Source organism: Streptomyces sp. CB03238 (assembly GCF_002099185.1).
GTDB lineage: Bacteria > Actinomycetota > Actinomycetes > Streptomycetales > Streptomycetaceae > Streptomyces.
In genome coordinates this window covers 171,765-192,474 of record NZ_NBCN01000014.1, presented here as the reverse complement: position 1 = coordinate 192,474, position 20,710 = coordinate 171,765, and the positions used below count along the sequence as shown (strand labels likewise).

At 73.3% G+C, this 20,710-nt stretch carries 14 protein-coding genes and 1 pseudogene; 10 read left to right on the top strand and 5 right to left on the bottom strand.

The window, feature by feature from the left end; all coding sequences use genetic code 11:
* Window positions 1-3 precede the first annotated feature (3 nt).
* The 7 genes and pseudogenes from BKD26_RS25480 to BKD26_RS25450 all read left to right on the top strand — a co-directional run bounded on the left by BKD26_RS25480 (window position 4) and on the right by BKD26_RS25450 (window position 10,238).
* Window positions 4-1,944, top strand: coding sequence for a fumarate reductase/succinate dehydrogenase flavoprotein subunit (locus tag BKD26_RS25480; protein WP_107417988.1), 1,941 nt, complete (start codon window positions 4-6; stop codon window positions 1,942-1,944).
* Window positions 1,941-2,693, top strand: a complete 753-nt coding sequence (locus tag BKD26_RS25475) for a succinate dehydrogenase/fumarate reductase iron-sulfur subunit (RefSeq protein WP_084902457.1) — start codon at window positions 1,941-1,943, stop codon at window positions 2,691-2,693. The genes BKD26_RS25480 and BKD26_RS25475 overlap by 4 nt, the downstream gene beginning before the upstream one ends.
* Window positions 2,694-2,991: 298 nt before the next feature.
* Window positions 2,992-3,387 carry a tyrosinase cofactor gene (locus BKD26_RS25470; RefSeq protein WP_084902454.1) on the top strand — a complete coding sequence of 132 codons (396 nt, stop codon included), beginning with the start codon at window positions 2,992-2,994 and terminating at the stop codon, window positions 3,385-3,387.
* Between the two features lie 23 nt (window positions 3,388-3,410).
* Window positions 3,411-4,238, top strand: a complete 828-nt coding sequence (locus tag BKD26_RS25465) for a tyrosinase family protein (RefSeq protein ID WP_084902452.1) — start codon at window positions 3,411-3,413, stop codon at window positions 4,236-4,238.
* A 170-nt stretch (window positions 4,239-4,408) separates the two neighbouring features.
* A pseudogene (locus BKD26_RS25460) lies at window positions 4,409-5,387 on the top strand (hypothetical protein).
* Window positions 5,388-5,451: 64 nt separating this feature from the next.
* Window positions 5,452-7,299, top strand: a complete 1,848-nt coding sequence (locus BKD26_RS25455; RefSeq protein ID WP_084902449.1) for an HSP90 family protein — start codon at window positions 5,452-5,454, stop codon at window positions 7,297-7,299.
* Window positions 7,300-7,301: 2 nt separating this feature from the next.
* Window positions 7,302-10,238 carry a hypothetical protein gene (locus BKD26_RS25450; RefSeq protein WP_084902446.1) on the top strand — a complete coding sequence of 979 codons (2,937 nt, stop codon included), beginning with the start codon at window positions 7,302-7,304 and terminating at the stop codon, window positions 10,236-10,238.
* 68 nt (window positions 10,239-10,306) lie between these two features.
* On the opposite strand, the gene BKD26_RS25445 is transcribed toward BKD26_RS25450, so the two are convergent.
* Window positions 10,307-11,359, bottom strand: a complete 1,053-nt coding sequence (locus BKD26_RS25445) for an MsnO8 family LLM class oxidoreductase (protein WP_084902444.1) — start codon at window positions 11,357-11,359, stop codon at window positions 10,307-10,309.
* Window positions 11,360-11,408: 49 nt separating this feature from the next.
* Between BKD26_RS25445 and BKD26_RS25440 the strand changes: the two genes are divergently transcribed.
* The gene (locus BKD26_RS25440) at window positions 11,409-11,897 is read left to right on the top strand and encodes a hypothetical protein (RefSeq protein ID WP_084902441.1); all 489 of its coding nucleotides are present in this window, start codon (window positions 11,409-11,411) and stop codon (window positions 11,895-11,897) included.
* Here the strand turns inward: BKD26_RS25440 and BKD26_RS25435 are convergent, their stop codons facing one another.
* From BKD26_RS25435 to BKD26_RS25420, 4 genes are all read right to left on the bottom strand, one after another.
* A complete protein-coding gene (locus tag BKD26_RS25435) occupies window positions 11,898-12,122 on the bottom strand; it encodes a dodecin (protein ID WP_084902438.1) in 225 nt (74 codons plus the stop codon). It lies immediately after the preceding gene.
* 91 nt (window positions 12,123-12,213) lie between these two features.
* The gene (locus BKD26_RS25430; protein ID WP_084902436.1) at window positions 12,214-13,248 is read right to left on the bottom strand and encodes an ABC transporter ATP-binding protein; all 1,035 of its coding nucleotides are present in this window, start codon (window positions 13,246-13,248) and stop codon (window positions 12,214-12,216) included.
* Window positions 13,245-14,834 carry an iron ABC transporter permease gene (locus BKD26_RS25425; RefSeq protein WP_084902434.1) on the bottom strand — a complete coding sequence of 530 codons (1,590 nt, stop codon included), beginning with the start codon at window positions 14,832-14,834 and terminating at the stop codon, window positions 13,245-13,247. The genes BKD26_RS25430 and BKD26_RS25425 overlap by 4 nt, the downstream gene beginning before the upstream one ends.
* A gap of 5 nt (window positions 14,835-14,839) precedes the next feature.
* Window positions 14,840-15,856: an iron ABC transporter substrate-binding protein gene (locus tag BKD26_RS25420; RefSeq protein WP_084902431.1), complete on the bottom strand. Its 1,017-nt coding sequence runs from the start codon at window positions 15,854-15,856 to the stop codon at window positions 14,840-14,842.
* A gap of 196 nt (window positions 15,857-16,052) precedes the next feature.
* Between BKD26_RS25420 and BKD26_RS25415 the strand changes: the two genes are divergently transcribed.
* Both BKD26_RS25415 and BKD26_RS25410 read left to right on the top strand, forming a co-directional pair.
* Window positions 16,053-18,605, top strand: coding sequence for an AMP-binding protein (locus BKD26_RS25415; protein WP_241518821.1), 2,553 nt, complete (start codon window positions 16,053-16,055; stop codon window positions 18,603-18,605).
* A gap of 149 nt (window positions 18,606-18,754) precedes the next feature.
* The gene (locus BKD26_RS25410; RefSeq protein WP_084902426.1) at window positions 18,755-20,026 is read left to right on the top strand and encodes an extracellular solute-binding protein; all 1,272 of its coding nucleotides are present in this window, start codon (window positions 18,755-18,757) and stop codon (window positions 20,024-20,026) included.
* Window positions 20,027-20,710 lie beyond the last annotated feature (684 nt).

Genomic DNA, 20,710 nt, shown 5'->3' with positions numbered 1-20,710 from the left:
TCCATGAGCTACCTCGATTACGAAGTCGGCGCTCCGATCGTCGACGCCGAAGCACCGGCCGGCCCCATAGCCGAACGCTGGGACAGGCGCCGCTTCGAGGCGAGGCTGGTCAACCCGGCCAACCGCCGCAAGCACACGATCATCGTCGTCGGCACCGGCCTCGCGGGCGGCTCCGCCGGCGCGACCCTCGCCGAACAGGGCTACCACGTCGTCCAGTTCTGCTACCAGGACTCCCCGCGCCGCGCCCACTCCATCGCCGCGCAGGGCGGCATCAACGCGGCCAAGAACTACCGCAACGACGGCGACTCCATCCACCGCCTCTTCTACGACACCGTCAAGGGCGGCGACTTCCGCGCCCGTGAGTCCAACGTCCACCGGCTCGCGCAGATCTCCGTCGAGATCATCGACCAGTGCGTCGCCCAGGGCGTGCCCTTCGCCCGCGAGTACGGCGGTCTGCTCGACACCCGCTCCTTCGGCGGCGTCCAGGTCTCCCGCACCTTCTACGCCCGCGGCCAGACGGGCCAGCAGCTGCTGCTGGGGGCGTACCAGGCGCTGTCCCGGCAGATCGCGGCGGGCAACGTCGAGATGCACCCGCGCACCGAGATGCTCGACCTGATCGTGGTCGACGGCCGGGCGCGCGGCATCGTCGCCCGTAACCTCGTCACCGGCGAGATCACCACCCACTTCGCGGACGCGGTGGTCCTGGCGTCCGGCGGCTACGGCAACGTCTTCTACCTGTCGACGAACGCCATGAACTCCAACGCCACCGCGATCTGGCGGGCACACCGGCGCGGCGCGTACTTCGCCAACCCCTGCTTCACCCAGATCCACCCCACCTGCATCCCGCGCACCGGCGACCACCAGTCCAAGCTGACCCTGATGAGCGAGTCGCTGCGCAACGACGGCCGCATCTGGGTGCCCAAGGCACGCGGTGACCAGCGGCCGCCGAACGAGATCCCCGAGGACGAGCGCGACTACTACCTGGAGCGGATCTACCCGTCCTTCGGCAACCTCGTCCCGCGTGACATCGCCTCCCGGGCCGCCAAGAACGTCTGCGACGAGGGCCGCGGTGTCGGCCCCGGCGGCCAGGGCGTCTACCTCGACTTCGCCGACGCCATCCGGCGCATGGGGCGGGCCAAGGTGGAGGAGAAGTACGGCAACCTCTTCGAGATGTACGAGCGGATCACCGCGGAGAACCCGTACGAGGTGCCGATGCGGATCTACCCCGCGGTGCACTACACGATGGGCGGCCTGTGGGTCCACTACGACCTCCAGACCACCGTTCCCGGCCTCTTCGCCATCGGCGAGGCCAACTTCTCCGACCACGGAGCCAACCGGCTCGGCGCCTCGGCGCTGATGCAGGGCCTGGCCGACGGGTACTTCGTCCTGCCGTCCACGATCAACGACTACCTCGCCCGCAACCCGCTCACCGAGCCGGTCACCGACGAGCACCCCGTCGTATGGGACGTCGTCACCGAGACCGAGGACCGGCTCGCCCGGCTCCTCGCCGTCGACGGGGACCGTACTCCCGACTCCTTCCACCGCGAGGTGGGCGAGCTGATGTGGGAGTTCTGCGGCATGGCCCGCACGGCGGACGGGCTGCGCAAGGCGCTCGACCGGATCCCGCAGATCCGCGAGGAGTTCTGGCGCCGGATCAAGGTCCCCGGCACGGGGGAGGAGTTCAACCAGTCGCTGGAGAAGGCCAACCGTGTCGTCGACTACCTGGAGCTGGCCGAGCTGATGTGCCTCGACGCCCTGCACCGCTCCGAGTCCTGCGGCGGCCACTTCCGCGAGGAGTCCCAGACGCCGGACGGCGAGGCGGCCCGCAAGGACGACGAGTTCGCCTACGCGGCCGCCTGGGAGTTCACGGGCGACGCCCCCGTCCTGCACAAGGAAGACCTCGTCTTCGAGTACGTCCACCCCACCCAGCGGAGCTACGCATGAGGCTCACCCTGCGCGTCTGGCGCCAGAAGAACGCCGACGCACCCGGCGCCATGGCCACCTACGAGGTGGACGGCATCTCCAAGGACATGTCCTTCCTGGAGATGCTCGACACCCTCAACGAGGAGCTCATCCTCCGGGGCGAGGACCCGGTCGCCTTCGACCACGACTGCCGCGAGGGCATCTGCGGGGCCTGCTCGCTCGTCATCGACGGTGACGCGCACGGGCCCGAGCGCACCACGAGCTGCCAGCTCCACATGCGGGCCTTCGAGGACGGTGACACGATCGACATCGAGCCGTGGCGGGCCGCCGCCTTCCCGGTGGTCAAGGACCTGGTCGTGGACCGGTCCGCCTTCGACCGGATCATCCAGGCCGGCGGCTACATCAGCGCCCCCACCGGCTCCGCCCCGGAGGCGCACGCCACGCCCGTGCCCAAGGCGGACGCCGACTCCGCCTTCGAGCACGCCGAGTGCATCGGCTGCGGCGCCTGTGTGGCGGCCTGTCCCAACGGTTCGGCGATGCTCTTCACCTCGGCGAAGGTCAACCACCTCAATGTGCTGCCGCAGGGCGCCCCGGAGCGTGAGACCCGCGTGCTGGACATGGTGCGCGTCATGGACGAGGAGGGCTTCGGAGGTTGCACGCTGACCGGTGAGTGCGCGACGGCCTGCCCCAAGGGCATCCCGCTGCCGTCGATCGCGGCGATGAACAAGGAGTGGCTGCGGGCGACGCGCAAGGCGCCGCGGCGCGGCTGATTCCGGACAGTCTCCGGGCGTGAGCCGGACCACGCCGACCGCCCCGGAACGGAAGATTCTTCACGAGGTTGTCACATGCTCCGCAAGACTTACGTTCCGGGGCTTTCGCGTGCCCGTCAACAGCAAGATCAACTTCGTTCAACTCTGCACTATAGGTGGTGAGTTGTCCGTATCGCGGCCAACCGGAACCTGCGGAATTCCCCACTCCGAAAACCCCCGATAGGCATGGGTCGTGCCGGGGGCACATGACCAATCCCCCGGCGGTCCATCGACCACCGCACCACTCAGGGGGTTACCCATGTCCAGAATCACGCGCCGCCGCGCCCTCGGCGTCGCCGCCTCGGCCGCCGCGGGCCTCGCCGCCGGGCGCGCGCTCACGGCTCCCGCCCAGGCCGTGGCCGCTCCGGCCCACCTGGGCGCCGGCCCGGAGACGTTCGACGAGATAGTCATGGGCCGCCGCATCCAGGGCGGCCCTTCCCACGGCGACGGCCACCACGGGGGACACGGCGCGGAACACGGCTCCGGCTACTCCGTACGCATCGACGGCGAGGAACTGCACGTCATGCGGAACGCCGACGGCACCTGGATCAGTGTGATCAACCACTACGAGCCGCTCGCCACGCCCCGCGCCGTGGCCCGCGCCGCCGTCCGCGAACTGCAGGGCGCCCCGCTCGTCCCCGTCGCCACCGCCTGATCACGATCCGGAGCCGTACCACCATGACCGTACGCAAGAACCAGGCCCAGCTGACCGCCACCGAGAAGCGGCGCTTCGTCGACGCCCTGCTGGAGCTCAAGCGCACCGGCCAGTACGACACATTCGTCACCACCCACAACGCCTTCATCATGAGCGACACCGACAACGGCGACCGGGTCGGCCACCGTTCGCCGTCCTTCCTCCCCTGGCACCGGCGCTTCCTCCTCCAGTTCGAGCAGGCGCTCCAGGCCGTCGACCCGGCCGTCGCCCTGCCCTACTGGGACTGGACCGTGGCCCGCACGCCCCGCGCCTCCCTGTGGGCCCCCGACTTCCTCGGCGGCACCGGCCGCGCCCGGGACGGCCAGGTCATGGACGGCCCGTTCGCCCGCACCGGCAACCGCTGGACGATCTCCGTACGCGTCGACGGCCGCGACTACCTGCGCCGCGCCCTCGGCGCCGGCGGCCGCCAGCTCCCCACCCGGGCCGAGGTCGACTCCGTCCTCGCCATGGAGACGTACGACATGCCCCCGTGGAACAGCGCCTCCGACGGCTTCCGCAACCACCTGGAGGGCTGGCGCGGCGCCAACCTCCACAACCGCGTCCATGTGTGGGTCGGCGGCCACATGGCCACCGGCGCCTCCCCGAACGACCCGGTGTTCTGGCTCCACCACGCCTTCATCGACAAGCTGTGGGCCGACTGGCAGGCCCGGCACCCCCGCTCCACCTACCTCCCGGCCGCAGGCACCCCGGACGTCGTCGACCTGAACGACACCATGCGCCCGTGGAACGACGTCACCCCGGCCGACATGCTCGACCACACCCGCCACTACACCTACGACACGGCCGCCTAGACCGTCGCAGCACCGGGTGCCCGTCCGGCTCCCGCCGGGATGCCGCCGTCGGCGCACATGGCGGGCCCGCCGGTGGCCCTGAAGCACGGGTGGAAACCCTGTGGAAGCGGTGTCGGTGGGGCCGCTTATGCTGCACCGGACGCAAACGCGGCACCAGGGGAGGGCGCGGCATGTTCGGCAAGCTGTTCGGCAGGGGTGCGGAGGGAGCGGCGGCGGATCCGTACGCCCTTCCCGTGCCGCGCAGGCGGAAGAACGGGACGTACACGCTGCGCGCACTCGGGGACACCCGGGTGCTCGCGCTGGTGGAGGCGGCCGACGCGGGCGACTGGGAAGCGGTCAAAGCGGCGCTGGCCCCCTTCGATCTCGGCCGCGACCACCATGTCCTGGGTGAGGTCGCCGACCTGGACGGCGTGCAGGACTGGATCGGCCGGGCCGTCGAGGAGGACAAGGGCGACCGCCCTGCTGATATCCGGGGCGCGCCACATGTCCTGGGGCTGGGAGGCGCGCACCGCCGCGCGTGCCGTCGACGTCACACAGGAGCAGTGGAGGGTCTTCCACGAGCGGCTCCACATCGCCGAGGAACAGCTGCTCGAGGCCGCCGAGCTGCGGCCCGAATGGGTCACTCCCTGGCGCCACCTCCTCACCTCCGGCCGCGGCATGTCGCTGGACCCCGCCGTCAACGAGACCCGGCTCGGTGCCGCCCTGCGCCGCGACCCGCTGGACCTGGAGACCCACCTCGAGTGGGTGTCGCAGATGCAGCCCCGCTGGGGCGGCGAGCCCGGCCAGGCCCTGGCGTTCGCCCGTGACGCGCTCGCCCGCACTCCGCAGGGGCACCGCCTCGGCTGCGTGATCGCCATGGCACACATCGAGGAATGGGTGGAGTCCGACCGCGGGGACTGCCTCGTGGACCCCCACGTCCAGGCGGAGTTGCGGGACGCGGCCGACCACAGCATCCTGCACCCCGCCTACGTACGGCGCCCGGGCTGGCAGGGCGACTTCAACATGTTCGCCATGGCTCTGTCGCTGTCCGGTGAGCGGCACACGATCCGGCGCGTCTTCCAGGCCCTGGACGGCGCCTGCACCACGTGGCCCTGGACCTACTACGCCGAGCCCGAGAAGGAGTTCGCGCGCGCCCACCGCCGCGCCTGAGCACCCGCCGGCCGCCGAGCCCGCCCGTCCGTCACCCGTCACCCCTCGCACCCCGGACTGCCCGATGACCCTGCCCGACACCGCCGCGAACCCGGCCGGCGCCGACCGCACCTTCCAGGTGGATCTGCGCGGCCTCGTCGACCTCCTCTCCCACCACCTCTACTCCAGCCCCCGCGTCTACCTGCGCGAACTGATGCAGAACGCGGTGGACGCGCTCACCGCCCGGCACGCCCTTGAACCGGCCGCCCCCGCCGACGCCTTCGGCGTCCGCCTGTACGCCGACGGTTCGGTGGTCCGCGTCGAGGACGACGGCGTCGGCCTCACCGAGACCGATGTGCACCGCTTCCTCGCCACGATCGGCCGCAGCAGCAAGCGTGCCGAGCAGATCGCCGAGCAACGCGGTGACTTCATCGGCCAGTTCGGCATCGGCCTGCTCTCCTGCTTCCTGGTCGCGGACGAGATCCACGTCCTGAGCCGCTCCGCCCGCACCCCCGACGCACCCGCCGTGGAGTGGCGGGGACGCGGCGACGGCAGCTACACCGTCCGCACCCTGCCCGCCTCCGCCCGCCCCCGGCCCGGCACCACCGTCACGCTGACGCCGCGCGGCGACGCCGGCGAGTGGACCCGCCCGGCGCGGGTGCACGCGCTGGCCCGGCACTTCGGCTCCCTGCTGCGCCACCCGGTGACCTTCGACGACGGCACGGGCGGCCCGGCCGCGTCCGTCAACCCCGAGCCCGCGCCCTGGGCGCGCACGTACCCCACGCCGGGAACCCGCTCCCGCGCGCTGGCCGCGTACGGCGAGGAGGTCTTCGGCTTCACGCCGCTGGACACCATCGAGCTGGACCTGCCGGCCGTGGGCCTGAAGGGCATCGCGTGCGTGCTGCCCGAGGCGGTACCGGCCGGGCGCCGCCACGGCCACCGCGTGCACGTCAAGGGCATGCTGCTGTCCGAACAGGCCGAGGAGATCCTGCCCGAGTGGGCGTTCTTCGTCCGCTGCGTCATCGACGCGGAGAGCCTGCGCCCGACGGCGTCCCGCGAGTCCCTGTACGAGGACGACACCCTCGCCGCCGTCCGCGACGCCCTCGCCGAGCGGCTGCGCGCGTGGATCGCCCGGGCCGCCGCCGGCGACCCGGACCTGCTCGCCCGCTTCCTCCAGGCCCACCACCTGGCCGTGAAGTCGCTCGCGGTGCACGACGACGAGATCCTGCGGATGCTGCTGCCCTGGCTGCCGTTCGAGACCACCGACGGGCACACCACCCTCGACGAGTTCGCGCGCACCCACCGCACCGTGCTCGTCACGTCCAGTGTGGAGGAGTTCCGGCAGGTCGCGGCGATCGCCTCGGCCGCCGGGCTCGGCGTCGTCAACGGCGGCTACACCTACGACCGTGAACTGGTCCACCGGCTGCCCGAGATCAGGCCCGAGAACGGCGTCGCCGACCTCGACCCGGCGACCCTCACCGCCCACCTCGACCCCGTCGACCGGGAGACGGAACTGGCCGCCTCGGCCTACCTCGCCCTGGCCCGCGACGCCCTCTCCGTCTTCGACTGCGACGTCGCGCTGCGCACCTTCCAGCCCGCCTCCGCCCCCGCCCTTCTCGTCGACAGCCGCGAGGCCCGGCACGAGCGCACCCGCTCCCAGCTCGCGCGTGAGCAGGAAGGCGGCCTGTGGGGCGACATCCTGGGCGCCCTGCGCCAGGAGGCGCCACGGGCCCAGCTGATCCTCAACCAGCTCAACCCGCTGGTCCGCACCGCCGTCGCCATCGACGAGCCCGAGCTGGCCCGCACCAGCGCCGAAGCCCTCTACGGGCAGGCCGCGCTGCTGTCCCGGCGCCCGCTCAGGCCCGCCGAGTCGAGCCTCATCAACCGCTCCTTCCTCGACCTCCTCGCCCACGCCCTCCGCAAGGACAGCTGACGATGCCCACCGCACCCCACCCCCAGAGCACCGACGAGCTGTACCAGGCGCTCCAGGAGAACGACCGGCGCCCCTACGGCCGCACGCGCACCGTCACCGCCGAGGAACTCGTCGACGCCGCCGAAGTGTTCGCCGAGCCCGTTCCGCTCATCCACGCGCTGTTCGAGCTCCAGGAGGCGTACACCTACGGCTCCGAACCCCGGAAGTCGCCCGTCGTCTTCGCCCGCCTGCTCACCCTCTTCGACGAGCAGCCCGACGTCTTCGACGAGCGCCTGCGCCACATGCTGTTCTGGCGGTTCAAGTGGGTGGCCAACGCCCTGCGCGCGCTGCCCGAGGTTCCGCTGGCGAGCCTGCGCCAGTGGCTCACGGAGATGCGCGACCGGTACGAGAAGGCCGGCCTGGGCCTCCAGCCCTACTACGGGCAGGCGTGCCAGCTCGCCGCCCACGTCGGCGAGGACACCACCCTCGCCTACGAGCTGTGGGCGGGCCGCACCCGTACCCGGCTCAGCGACTGCGAGGCCTGCGAGATCTGCGAGCGCGCCCTGTACCACCTCGCGGCGGGCGACGACGAGCGGGCACTGCGAGCCTGGGAGCCCGTCCTGGGTGGGAAGGAGTCCTGCCAGGAGGAGCCGGCCCGCTCCGTCTCGTACGCACTGCTGCCCCTGCTGCGCACCGGCCGCCCCGACCGGGCCCGCGAGCTGCACCTCGCCGGCTACCGCGCCTGCCGCCGCAACCCCTCGATGTCCGGGGAGGTCGGCCGGCACCTGGAGTTCTGCGCGCTGACCGGCAACGAGGCACGCGGCCTGGAACTGCTCGCCGAGAACCGGAGCCTGTTCGACGAGGTGGACTCGCCGCTGGCCCTGTTCGACTTCCTCACCGGCGTGGAGGTCCTCCTCCAGCGGGTCGAGTTCCTCGGTCACGGCGAACTGCCCGCCGTCGGGTTCTCGGGCCGTACCTGGACGGTGGCCGGGCTGCGCGCCGAGGTGCGGGGCCGCGCCGACGACCTCGCCGCCCACTTCGACACCCGTAACGGAACCACGGCCCACACCGACCGCCGCAGGACCCGTCTCGACCGCGCTCCGCTCCTCGACGCGCTGGAACTGACCCTGCGCACCCGCGGTCTCGACGACGTGGCCCCGGCCACCCCGGCCGCCGCGCCCGCCGCCCGCACGGAAGCCGCCGTGCCCGAAGCGCTGCCCGAACTCATCGTCCGGGCGAGGACCCTGGACGCGCAGGGGCACCCGGACGCCCAGGCCTGCTGGGCACGCCTGCGCACCCTCGTCACCGCCCGCGACTACGTCCACCCCGACGACCCGGCCGTCGGCCCGCTCGTCCGGCTGCGCGCCGACCTGCTGGCCGACGAGGCGAGCCGGACGGACGACGACGAGTACGCCGTCGCCGCCGCCCTCCACGAGGAGGCCGCGGGCCTGTACGAGGACGCCGGAGAGCCGGGTGATGCCGCGGTCGCCCGCGCCTGCGTCCTGCTCGCCGAAGCCGAGATCGCCGCGGAGGGTGCCGAGGAACCCGAGGCGAAGGCAGCCGCGTTCACCACCGCCCACGAGGCGATGGTCCGCCTGCACGAGGCGACGCCCGGCCTCGCCCCGCACCAGGAGGCCCGTCTGCTGCGCATGCGGGCGACCGCGCTCGGCCTGCGCCTCCAGACGTCCAGGAGCGAGGAGCACATCGCGCCGGTCTTCGCCGAGGTGGACCTGCTCCTCGCCTTCGCGACCCGGCACGACGTCGCCGGGCAGATCTCCGGCGCCCTGCTGCTGCGGGCCAGCACCCACGCCATGACCGGGGACCTGCCCGCCGCGGTCACCGAGGTCGACGCCCTCCTCGACCGGCTGAAGGCGCACGGCCCCGCCTGGCACCTGACCCGCACGCTCGGGCTGCGCGGCAGGCTTCAGCTCGGCCTGGGGGACGCCCGGGCCGCGCACGCGGACCTGGCCGAGGGCCTGCGCCTGGCCGCCGACTGGCCGGCCGACGCGGTCGACACCGTCCGCCTCCACAGCGACCTGGCCGAGGCCTGCATGCACCTGGGCCACCCGGACGAGGCGCTGCGGCACCTGACGCGCTCCGCCGAGCTGGAACTCCGCCGGGACAACCGGACGGACGCGTTCTGCGCCTACAGCAACGCGGCCCGGCTCACCCTGGACCTCGGTCGGGTCGAGGACTGCATCGCCCTGCTCGACTCCCTCCTGGCCGAACCGGACGTCGCCGCCGGAGAGGTCGACGACCGGCTCGTCGCCCAGCTCCGCCTGACCCGCGCCCGCGCGCTGCACGCGGGGGAGGACCTCAAGGCCGCGACGACGGAGTTCGTCGCCCTCGCGGCCGAGTCCGCCGACTGGGACGACGACCCGGGCAGCCACGCCATGATCGCCGCCGAGACGGCCGTACTCCTCGGCGAGTCCGGCGAGTTCGGCCGGGCCCGCGAGGCCGCCGACCAGGCGCTCGCCGCACACGCCCGGAGCCCGCGCTACGAGCAGCTCAGCAACTGCCTGCGCGAACTCGCCCGCCTCCAGGCCCAGCAGCAGGGCCCCGAGGGCCTGCCCGACGCCCTCGCCTTCCTCGCCGACGCCGGCAAGGTCGCCGACGAGGCCCGCGCCGCCGAGTACGAGGCCCGTGGCCGTTCCCTGGACACCGCCCTGGCCTACGAATACGGCAGGGTGAACGCCTACGTCGGCGAGTACGAGGACGCCCTGGCCGCCTTGGAGAAGGCCCTCGCCCTGCTCGGCGAGCCGGGAGCGGAGGAGGACCACGCCGGCGAGTGGGCCGAGTGCGTCCGCCTCGCGGCCGCCGTGGAGGGCATCTACCTGGAACGCCCCGCCCCCGCCCTGACCCGCCTCGACACCGCGGTCCCCCGCCTGACCGCCCTGGGCCACACCGAGGCGGCCGAGCCGCTGATCTCCCTGGCGGCCCGGCTGCGCGACGAGGAGTGACGCGGCGGGCACGGTGCCGGGGCGCCGACCGCCCCGGCATCCGGGCGCCCCGGACGCGGACGCACGGATCAAGGCCGTGAGGGACGGGCATGACCGCCAGTCCCGGTGTGCGCGCCGGTCAGGCCCGCGAGGCGGGCGAGCCCGGCGTACGAGTCCAGCAGCGCCGCCCGGTCGTACGTGCTCGTCGTCACCAGGATCTCGTCGGCGCCCGTCTCCTTCACCGCCTCCTCCAGCGCGTCCCGCACCTGCTCCTCGGTGCCGTGGATGTGGCCGCGCAGAGCCGACGCGTACACCTCCCGCTGCTTGGCCGTCATCGTCAGCCCCTCGATCCGCTCCGGCGGCGCGAGCGGCGGGAAGACGCCCTGTGTGCGGGAGTACGCCAGCGACCACGCTTCCGGCACCAGCAGCCGCGCCGCCTCCTCCTCGGTCGCGGCGACCGCGACGGTGCCCGCCACGACGACGTACGGCTCCTCGGACCAGGCGGAGGGCCGGAAGTCCGCGCGGTAGCGCTCGATCGCGGCCACCACCTTCGACCGGCCCTTCAGGTCCCCTATCACCAGCGGCAGCCCCGCCCCGGCGGCGATCGCCGCGCCCTCCCCGGTGGCCAGGACGTACGGAGGCACCCGCAGCCCCTCGGCGGGGCGGGCGTGCACGTGCGGGTGCGCCGTCTGCGTACCCCTGAACCAGCCCAGCAGCTCCTGAAGCTGCCCCGCGAAGTCGTCGGCGTCCTTCTTGTCGCGGCCCAGCGCCCGCCGTATCCCGTCCGTGAACCCCACCGAACGGCCCAGGCCCATGTCGATCCGCCCCGGGAACAGGGACTCCAGCACCCCGAACTGCTCGGCCACCACCAGAGGCTGATGGTTCGGCAGCATCACCCCGCCGGTGCCGACCCGGATGGTGTGCGTCGCGGCGGCGACGGCGGCCGCCAGCACGGTCGGCGCCGAACCGGCGACGCCCGGCACGCTGTGGTGCTCCGAGACCCAGAAGCGGTGGTAGCCGAGCGCCTCCACCTCCCGGGCGAGGGCCACGGTGTCCCGCAGGGCCCCCGGGCCGCCTTGCCCCTCGCGGGTGCGGGAGCGGTCCAGTACCGACAGACGCGTCGCAGCGATCAATGAGCTCACGCCCTGGTTCAACGTCCCGGCCGCGCCAGGATTCCCTACGCTGGGGCCCGTGACGCGAAACAGCAGGCCACTGGCCGTATTCGACCTGGACAACACCCTGTCCGACGCCCGGCACCGGCAGCGTTTCCTGGAGCGCGCGCCGCGCGACTGGGACGCCTTCTTCGCCGCGGCGCCGAAGGACCCCCCGCTCGCGCCGGGCGTGGAGCTGTGCCTGGAGGCGGCCGGGGACTGCGACGTGGTGTACCTCACCGGCCGCCCCGAACGGTGCCGCGAGGACACCGTCGTGTGGCTGGCCGACCACGGCCTGCCCAAGGGCCCGGTCCACATGCGCCGCAACCAGGACCGCCGCCCGGCCCGGGTCACCAAGCTGGAGATCCTGCGCCGGCTCTCCGCCACCCGCGAGATCCGTATGCTCGTCGACGACGACGAGCTGGTCTGCGAGGCCGCCGAACGGGCGGGGTTCCGGGTCGTACGGGCCCGCTGGGCGGAGAGCTCCGAGGCGCTGGTGGAGGCCCAGGAGAAGGAGGGCCGGACCTGATCAGCCGGCCTCGGCGCCGTCCTCCAGGCGGAACCCGACCTTCAGCCCGACCTGGTAGTGGGCGATCCGCCCGTTCTCGATGTGCCCCCGGACCTGCGTCACCTCGAACCAGTCCAGGTTCCGCAGCGTCTCGGAGGCGCGTGCGATGCCGTTGCGCATCGCGTCGTCCACGCCTTCGTGCGAGGTGCCGACGATCTCGGTGACGCGGTAGGTGTGGTGCGACATGGAGGTCTCCTCGTTCGCCCGGTGGTCTCCACCCGGTGGTGCGTCCTTCCACGGTGCACCACCACGCCGAGGTCCGCGCGGCATGCGGGGCTCAGGGGTGGAGCGTGGCCTCCCCGGTGACCCGGATGCCCACCGCCTCCCCGGGCCGTACGGTCACCGGCCCGGCCGCGCGGACGTCCACCGGGGCGCCCAGGCCGTCGACGTCGACGGTGACCATCGCGTCGTGGCCGTAGAAGCGGACGTCGACGACCGTGCCCCGGGCGGGCGCGCCGGCCGGTTCGGCCAGGCGGAGCTGCTCGGGCCGCAGCAGTACGGTGCCCTCCCGCGACGCGGCGGTCTCCGGGACCGTGACCGGACCCAGGGCCGTGGTGGCCGTCCCGTCCGCCACGCTGCCGGGTACGAGGACGGCGTCACCGACGAACCCGGCGACCCACGGGTCGGCCGGGCGGCGGTACACCTCCTCGGGCGCGGCGCACTGGGCCACCCGGCCGCCCCGGACGACCGCGACCAGGTCGGCGGTGGACAGGGCCTCCTGCTGGTCGTGCGTGACCAGCAGGGCGGTGGCGCCGGTGGCGCGGAGGGCCGCCCGGACGTCGGCGCGCACCCCGGCGCGCAGGGCGCTGTCCAGGGCGTTGAACGGCTCGTCGAGCAGCACCAGGACCGGCTCCGGGGCCAGCGCGCGGGCCAGGGCGATGCGCTGCTGCTGGCCGCCGGACAGCTCGTGCGGCATCCGGTCGCCGTACCCGGCCAGGCCCACCAGCTCCAGCATCTCCTCCGTACGCCGGCGCCGTGCGCCCCGGTCGCGCCCGGTCAGCCCGAACGCGACGTTGCGGGCGACGCTCAGGTGCGGGAAGAGGGCACCCTCCTGCGGGACGATGCCGATCCGGCGCCGCTCCGGCGGCACATGCGTGCCCGGTCCGCCCAGCAGCCGGCCGCCGACCGTCACCGTGCCCGCGTCGGCGCGCAGGAAACCGGCGACGATCCGCAGCAGGGTCGTCTTGCCGCAGCCCGACGGGCCGAGCACGGCGGCGAGCGCCCCGCCGGGCACGGTCAGGTCCAGCCCGCGCAGCACGTCGCCTTCCGGCCCGTACGCCTTGGTCAGCGCCTCGATACGCAGGTCGTTCATGGGCGGTGCCTTCCGAGGAGGTACGAGGGGACGGCGGCCAGCAGGATGAGCGCGGCCGCGTAGGGCGCGGCGGCGGCGAACGATCCCGCGCCGGTCTCCGTCCACAGCCGGGTGGCGAGGGTGTCCATGCCGGTGGGGCGCAGCAGAAGGGTGGCGGGCAGCTCCTTCATGCACACCACGAACGTCAGGGCCGCCCCGGCGGCGACGCCCGGCGCGGCCAGCGGCACGGTGACGTCCCGCAGCACGCGCAACGGCGAGCGGCCGAGCGAGCGGGCGACGTCCTCCAGCACGGGCGGCGCCTGGAGCACGGCCGCGCGGGTGGCGGCCACCGCGACGGGCAGGAACAGCACGGCGTACGCGCAGACCAGCAGGGGCAGTTCCTGGTACAGCGGGTGGGCGTAGCGCACCGCGAAGAACACCAGGGCCAGCCCGACCGTGATGCCGGGCACCGCGTGACCCGCGTACGCCGCCTGCTCCAGCAGGTGCGTGGCGCGGCCCCGGTGGCGCGCCGCGATCACCCCGACGGGCAGGGCCAGCAGCGTGGTGAGCGCCGCCCCGGCGGCGGCGACGCCGAGTGTGGTCAGCGCCGTGTCGGCCACCGTCACCGGGTCCCAGGTCGCCGACGTACCGCGCGCCAGCCAGTAGCCGAGCGTGCCGAGCGGGAACGCCACGGCGGCGGCCACCACCGCCCCGCACCACCCGAGCGCGGGCCACCGCATCGCGCCCAGCCGCACGGGTACGGCCGGCCTCGCCGTCCCCGTACCCGTCCGCGCATGGCCCGCCCGGCCCCGCGTACGCGCCTCGGCGGCGACCAGGGCGATCGTCATGAGCACGAGCACGGCGCTCAGCGCGGCGGCCGGCGTCCGGTCGAAACTTGCCCGGTACGAGGTGAAGATGCCCCGGGTGAACGTGTCGTACCGCATCAGCGACACCGCGCCGAAGTCGGACAGCACGTACAGCGCGACCAGCAGCCCGCCACCGGCCGCCGACGGCCGCAGCTGGGGGAGCGTCACGCGCAGGAACGTGCGCACGGGACCGTGCCCCAGCGAGCGCGCGACCTCCTCCTGCGCCGGATCGGTGCCGCGCAGCGCGGCGGCGACCGGCAGGTACACGTACGGGAAGCTCACCAGCGTCAGCGCCAGCGCCGAACCGGCGAACCCGGCCAGCGGGGGCGCGGCGGACAGCCAGGCGAACGCGGCCACATAGCTGGGCACCGCGAGCGGCAGCGTCACCAGCACCGACCAGGCGCGGGCGCCGGGCAGCGCGGTGCGCACGGTGAGCCAGGCCAGCGACACGCCGAGCACCAGGCACGCGGCGACCACGGCGGCCGTGAGCCCGAGGCTGCGCAGGAGCAGCAGGCCGGTCCGTTCGTCGGCGACGACGTCCCACGCGAAGGCGGGGCCGCGCTCCAGCGCCCGTACCGCCAGATAGCCGAGCGGCAGGACGGCGAGCGCCGCCGCGAGGCAGGCGGGCACGACGAGCACCCAGGAGGGCGGGGTTCCGGCACGCCGCCGCCCGGCGGGCGCGGGGACGCCTGCCGGGCGGGTGACGTGAGACGTCCGGACCGGGGAATCCGGTGGGGTCACGGCGCTCAGACCATTCCGACGTCCTGCAGCATGGCCAGGGTCTCCTTCAGCGAGTCCAGCCTGCCGAGGTCGATCTTGGGCGGCTGGAGCGACTCCAGCGGCGGCACGCCCTTGGCGGACTTCACCCCGGCGGCCAGCGGGTACTCCTTGGTCTCCTCGGCGAAGTACCGCTGGGACTCGGCGGACAGGAGGAAGTCGACGGCCTTCTGCGCGTACTCGGCGCGCTTCTTGTCGTCACTCTTGAGAATGCCCGCGCCGGCCACGTTGACCAGGCCGCCCGGGTCGCCCTCGGGCAGGAAGTGGACCTTGGCGTCGACCTTGTCCTCGCCCTCCTCGGCGACCTTCTCGTACCAGTAGTAGTGGTTGAGCAGGCCGAGCGAGACCTCGCCGGAGTCGACCGCGTTGAGGATGTCGGTGTTCTTGTCGTACGGCTTGGCGCCGTTGGCCTTCAGGCCCTTGAGGAAGGTACGGGTGGCGTCGTCGCCCTCCAGGACGCGCATGCCGGTGACGAACGCCTGGAAGGAGGCGTTCGTCGGGGCGTACCCGATCTTGCCCTTCCACTCCGGCTTCACCAGCTCGTGCACGCTGTTCGGGGGCGCGGTCACCTTGTCGGCGTTGTACGCGATGACCCGTACGCGGCCGCTGACGCCGGTCCAGTCGCCGGCGGCGCTGCGGTAGGCGGGCGCGACCTTGTCGAGCGTCGCCTTCGGCAGCGGGGCGAGGCTGCCCTCCTTGGACAGCGCGCCGAGGGCTCCCGCGTCCTGCGACAGGAACAGGCCCGCCTCGGTCTTGTCGCCCTCCTCCAGGAGCTGCGCCGAGAGCTCGGCGCTGTCGCCGTAGCGCACCTCGACCGTGGTGCCGAGGTGCTTCTCCAGCTTCTCGATCAGCGGCTTGACGAGGTTCTCGTTGCGGCCGGAGTAGATGACGAGGCCGGCCGGGTCGTCGCTGCAGGCCCCGAGGGCGGGCAGGAGCAGACCTGCCGCGACGGCGGCGGCGAGGCGGCGGGCCGAGGGGCGGCGCATGTGGAGCCTTCCTGACGGGAGGAGCGGAGCACAGGAGCGGAGAACCTGTGAGCCCCCTATGGATAAGGTAAAGCTAACCTCACCGTCAATCACGGCGTGATAACGGCTGCTCTACGGTGTGTCAGATGATGGTCCGCCAGGTTCGTGACGTTTCTGTGCCTTTCCAGCGAAGTAAGGTCTGCCTAAGATGCGCCCCGTGCTCATCACCCCCGACCTGCGCCTGGATACCAGGGCCGTCCCGTTCGCGCGCCGTCTGGCGGCCTTCGGCGACCGCCCCGCCCTGCTCACCCGGGACGGCGAGGTGTCCTACCGCGACCTCGCCGACCGGGTCGCCCAGGCGGCCCGGCGCCTCGGCCCGCGGCGGCGCCTGGTCCTGCTCGCCGGTGCCAACACGGTCGACGCCCTCGTCACCTACCTCGCCGCCCTCGCCGCGGGCCACCCCGTGCTGCTGGTCCCGGGGGACAACGCCGAAGCGGTACGGTCCCTCACCGACGCGTACGACCCCGACGTCGTGGCCGCCCCCGACCGGGACGGCGGCTGGACCCTCCACGAGCGGCGCGCCGGCTCCGTACACACCCTCCACGAGGACCTCGCGCTCCTCCTGAGCACCTCCGGCACCACGGGCTCGCCCAAGCTCGTCCGGCTCTCCCACGACAACGTCCAGGCCAACGCCGAGTCCATCGCCACCTACCTCGGCATACGCCCCGACGACCGCGCCGCGACGACCCTGCCCATGCACTACTGCTACGGCCTGTCCGTCATCAACAGCCACCTGCTGAGCGGCGCCGGGCTCGTCCTCACCGACCTCTCGGTGGCCGACCCCTGCTTCTGGGACCTCCTGCGCGCCCGGCGCGCCACGACGTTCGCCGGCGTCCCGTACACCTTCGACCTGCTCGACCGGGTCGGCTTCGCCGACATGGACCTCCCGCACCTGCGCTACCTCACCCAGGCCGGCGGCCGACTGGCCCCCGACCGGGTCACGCGCTACGCCGGCCTCGGAAGCCGCCGGGGCTGGGACCTCTTCGTCATGTACGGCCAGACCGAGGCGACCGCCCGCATGGCCTACTTGCCGCCGGAGCGCGCGGCCGGCCGTCCGCGGGCGATCGGCATCCCCGTACCCGGCGGGTCGTTCCGCCTCGAACCCCACCCCGACTGGCCCGAGCCGGGCACCGGCGAACTGGTCTACACCGGGCCCAACGTCATGCTCGGGTACGCCGAGAACCCCGCCGACCTCGCCCTCGGCCGCACCGTCGGTGAACTGCGCACCGGCGACATCGGGCGGCGCGCCCCCGACGGCCTCTACGAAGTCGTGGGCCGCGTCAGCCGGTTCGCGAAGATACTCGGCCTCCGGGTCGACCCGGAACGCATCGAGTCGATGCTCGCGGACCGGGGCATCACCGCGTACTGCGCGGGCGACGACGACCGGCTCGTGGTGGCAGCCGCCCGCAGCGGCGTCGACGCCGGGCACGTCCGGCGGCTGGTGGTGAAGGAGTGCGGTCTGCCACCGCGCTCCGTCCATGTCCACGTCCTCCCCGAACTCCCCAGGCTGGCCTCCGGAAAGCCCGACTACCGGGCCGTACGCGACCTGACACCCACCGACGCCCCGCTGCCGACGGGGCCCGTCGACGTGGCGCGGCTGTGCCGGCTGTACGCCGAGGTCCTCGACCGGCCGGACGCCACCGAGGACAGCACCTTCACCGGCCTGGGCGGCGACTCGCTCTCGTACGTCGAGATGTCCCTGAACCTCGAACGGACCCTCGGACACCTCCCGCCCCACTGGCACACCCTCCCGATCCGCGAACTGCTCCAGGCGCCGGGGAGGGAACCGAGGAAGGCCGCGAAGGCCCTGCGCACCCTGGATACCAGCATCGCGCTGCGCGCCTTCGCGATCGTCTGCGTCGTCGGGTCGCACATCCCCGTCTTCCACATCAAGGGCGGCGCCCATCTGCTGCTGGCCGTCGCGGGGTTCAATCTCGCCCGCTTCCACCTCACGTCCGCCGGGCGCCGCGAGCGCGTCCGCCACGCGCGGCGCAGCATCACGCGCATCGTCGTACCGACCATGGCCTGGACCGCCCTGATGCTGCTCCTCACCGAGGACTACGGGCTCGCCACCCTCCTCCTCTTCGAAAGCTTCCTCCCGCCGCGCGAGGGCCATGTGGCGCCCTTCTGGTTCATCGAGGTCCTCGTCTTCCTCCTGCTCGCCGTCACCGCGCTGGTCGCCGTCCCGGCCGTCGACCGGCTGGAGCGGCGCCATCCCTTCGGCCTGCCCATGGCCCTCGCCGCGCTCGCGCTCCTCACCCGGTACGACGTCCTCGGCCTCCGCGACCGGATCCACCTGCCGTCGGCGTTCGTCGTGCCCTGGCTGTTCGCCCTGGGCTGGGCCGCCGCGAAGGCGAGCACCGTACGGCAACGGCTCCTGGTGACCGGGGCCGCCCTGCTCACCGTCCCGGGCTTCTTCTCCGGCGAGCCGGCGCGGGAGGCCCTGATCATGGCGGGCTTCGTCCTGCTCGTATGGGTGCCGAGCCTGCCGAGCCCGGGTCCGGTCAACCGGGTCGCGGGCCTGCTGGCCGGCAGCTCGCTGTACATCTACGTCGTCCACTGGCAGGTCTACCCGCGCGTCGACCAGTTCTCGGGCTGGCTCGCGCTGGTGGCCTCACTGGCCGCGGGGGTCGCGTACGCCGCGGTGGCGGCCCGCGTGGCGCGGGGCCTGCCCGTGCTGCCTCCGTTGCTGCGGCGCGCGAGGGCGTGAACTGCGGGATGCTCCCCGCCCGTTGACCTCCGCCCCTTGACCCACTCGTTGGTCCATACCAAAATCCAGCCATCACACCCGCGGCGAACCCGCTTCGCTTCCCCCCCACGCCGGGTCAACTCTTCCTGCACACGCAAAAGGTGACCTACGTGAAGAAGCGCTTCCTGGCCTGCGCCTGCGCGCTCGTTTCCACGGCCTCGCCCGCCCTGACCGGCTGCGGGCTGCTGCCCGGAGACGAGGCGGGCGGCCCCCGCACGGTGACCGTGTGGCTGATGAAGGACAGCGTGTCCGACGACTTCCTGAAGCGGTTCACCACCACGTACGAGAAGGAGCACCCCGGCATAGACCTGGAGGTCACCTTCCAGGAGTGGACCGGCATCGGCAAGAAGGTCACCGCCGCGCTGGAGAGCGACGACGCGCCCGACGTCATCGAGGTCGGCAACACCCAGGTCGCCCAGTACGCCGACACCGACCTGCTGTACGACCTGACGCTCGAATCGGTGCGGGACCTCGGCTACGAGGACTGGCTCCCCGGCCTCGCCGAACCCGGCCGGGTCGACGGTGCCCAGTACGGCATCCCCTGGTACGCGGCCAACCGGGTCGTCATCTACAACAAGGACCTGTTCGACCGGGCCGGGATCGAAGCGCCGCCCAAGACCCGCGAGGAGTGGCTGGAGGACACCGAGAAGCTCAACGACAGCGGCGGCGGCACGCAGGGCATCTACCTCGCCGGGCAGGACTGGTACACCCTCGCCGGGTTCGTCTGGGACGAGGGCGGCGAACTCGCGGTCGAGAAGAACGGGAAGTGGACGGGCGCCCTGGACAGCCCCGCCGCCCTGCGGGGCATGGACATCTACAAGGAGCTCCAGGAACTCGGCGAGGGCCCCAAGGACGCGGACGAGGAGACCCCGCCGCAGGCCCAGGTCTTCGCCGAGGGAAACGTGGCCCAGATCATCGCGCCGCCGAACGCCGCGGCCGCCATCGAGGAACGGAACCCGGCCCTCAAGGGCAAGCTCGGCTTCTTCCCGATCCCCGGCAGAACGGCCGACAAGCCGTGCGCGGTCTTCACCGGCGGCTCCGACCTGATCGTCCCGCTGAACTCGCGCGACCGGCACGCCGCCATATCGGTCGTCACGGCGCTGGCGGGCGAGCAGTGGCAGACCGACCTCGCCCGCACCATGAACTACGTCCCCAACAAGTCGTCCCTGGCCTCCGCCGTCGAAGGCCAGGAAGCCACCGCGGCGATGGCCGCGGGCGCCGCGCGCGGCCGGGCGACCCCCAACTCGCCGGAATGGGCGGCCGTCGAAGCGGCCAACCCCATCAAGCCGTACATGACGGCGGTCCTGGAGGGCGCATCCCCCGAACGCGCCGCGAAGACCGCCTCGGCGAAGATCACCGCCATCCTCAGCAACGACCGCTGACCCGTCCGCCGGCTAAGCGGCCCCGACCCCGGCCCGCCGGCACTCACCCCGGCGGGCCGTCCCAGGCGGCACCCGGTACGCAGCGGCATCCGCCTGGCGAGCGTGGGCGCCGTGGCACCGGCTCGGCGAGTCCCGGCCCGGCCAGCATCCGGCCCGGCGGCGCAGCATGCGGGGTGACCCGGCCTCGGCGGCAGCCGGCTCGGCGGGGCTGCGGGCCTCGCGGCGGCCGTCCGTGGCGCCGGCTTGGCGAGCTGCGTCCCGGGTGGGCGCGACCTGGCGTTGGTCGCCCCGCCGGGGGGTTCGGCCTTGGCGGGGCCACGATCTCGTGGCGCCGGCTTGTCGAGGTCCCGGCCCAGGCGGTGCCGCGCCCCGAGCGGCATGCGCCTGGCAGGGCTGGGTCCCGCGTGGGGCACGAGACCTGGCGTTGGTCGCCCCGCCGGGGGGTTCGGCCTTGGCGGGCCACGACCCCGCGGCACCGGCTCGGCCAGCCCCGGCTCAGGCGGCCCCCCGACCGGCATCCGCCTGGCGGGCGTGCGGCGCCCGCTTGGTGGGTCATGGCCCCAGCGGGACCCGGGCCCGCGCCACGCCGCCTGGCCGGCCTCTGCCGTACCCGACCGGTCAGGCGCACGGCTCCGGCCAGGGCCGGGTGGGCGTCCCGAGGGTGGGGCGCCGGGGCGCCGCCCG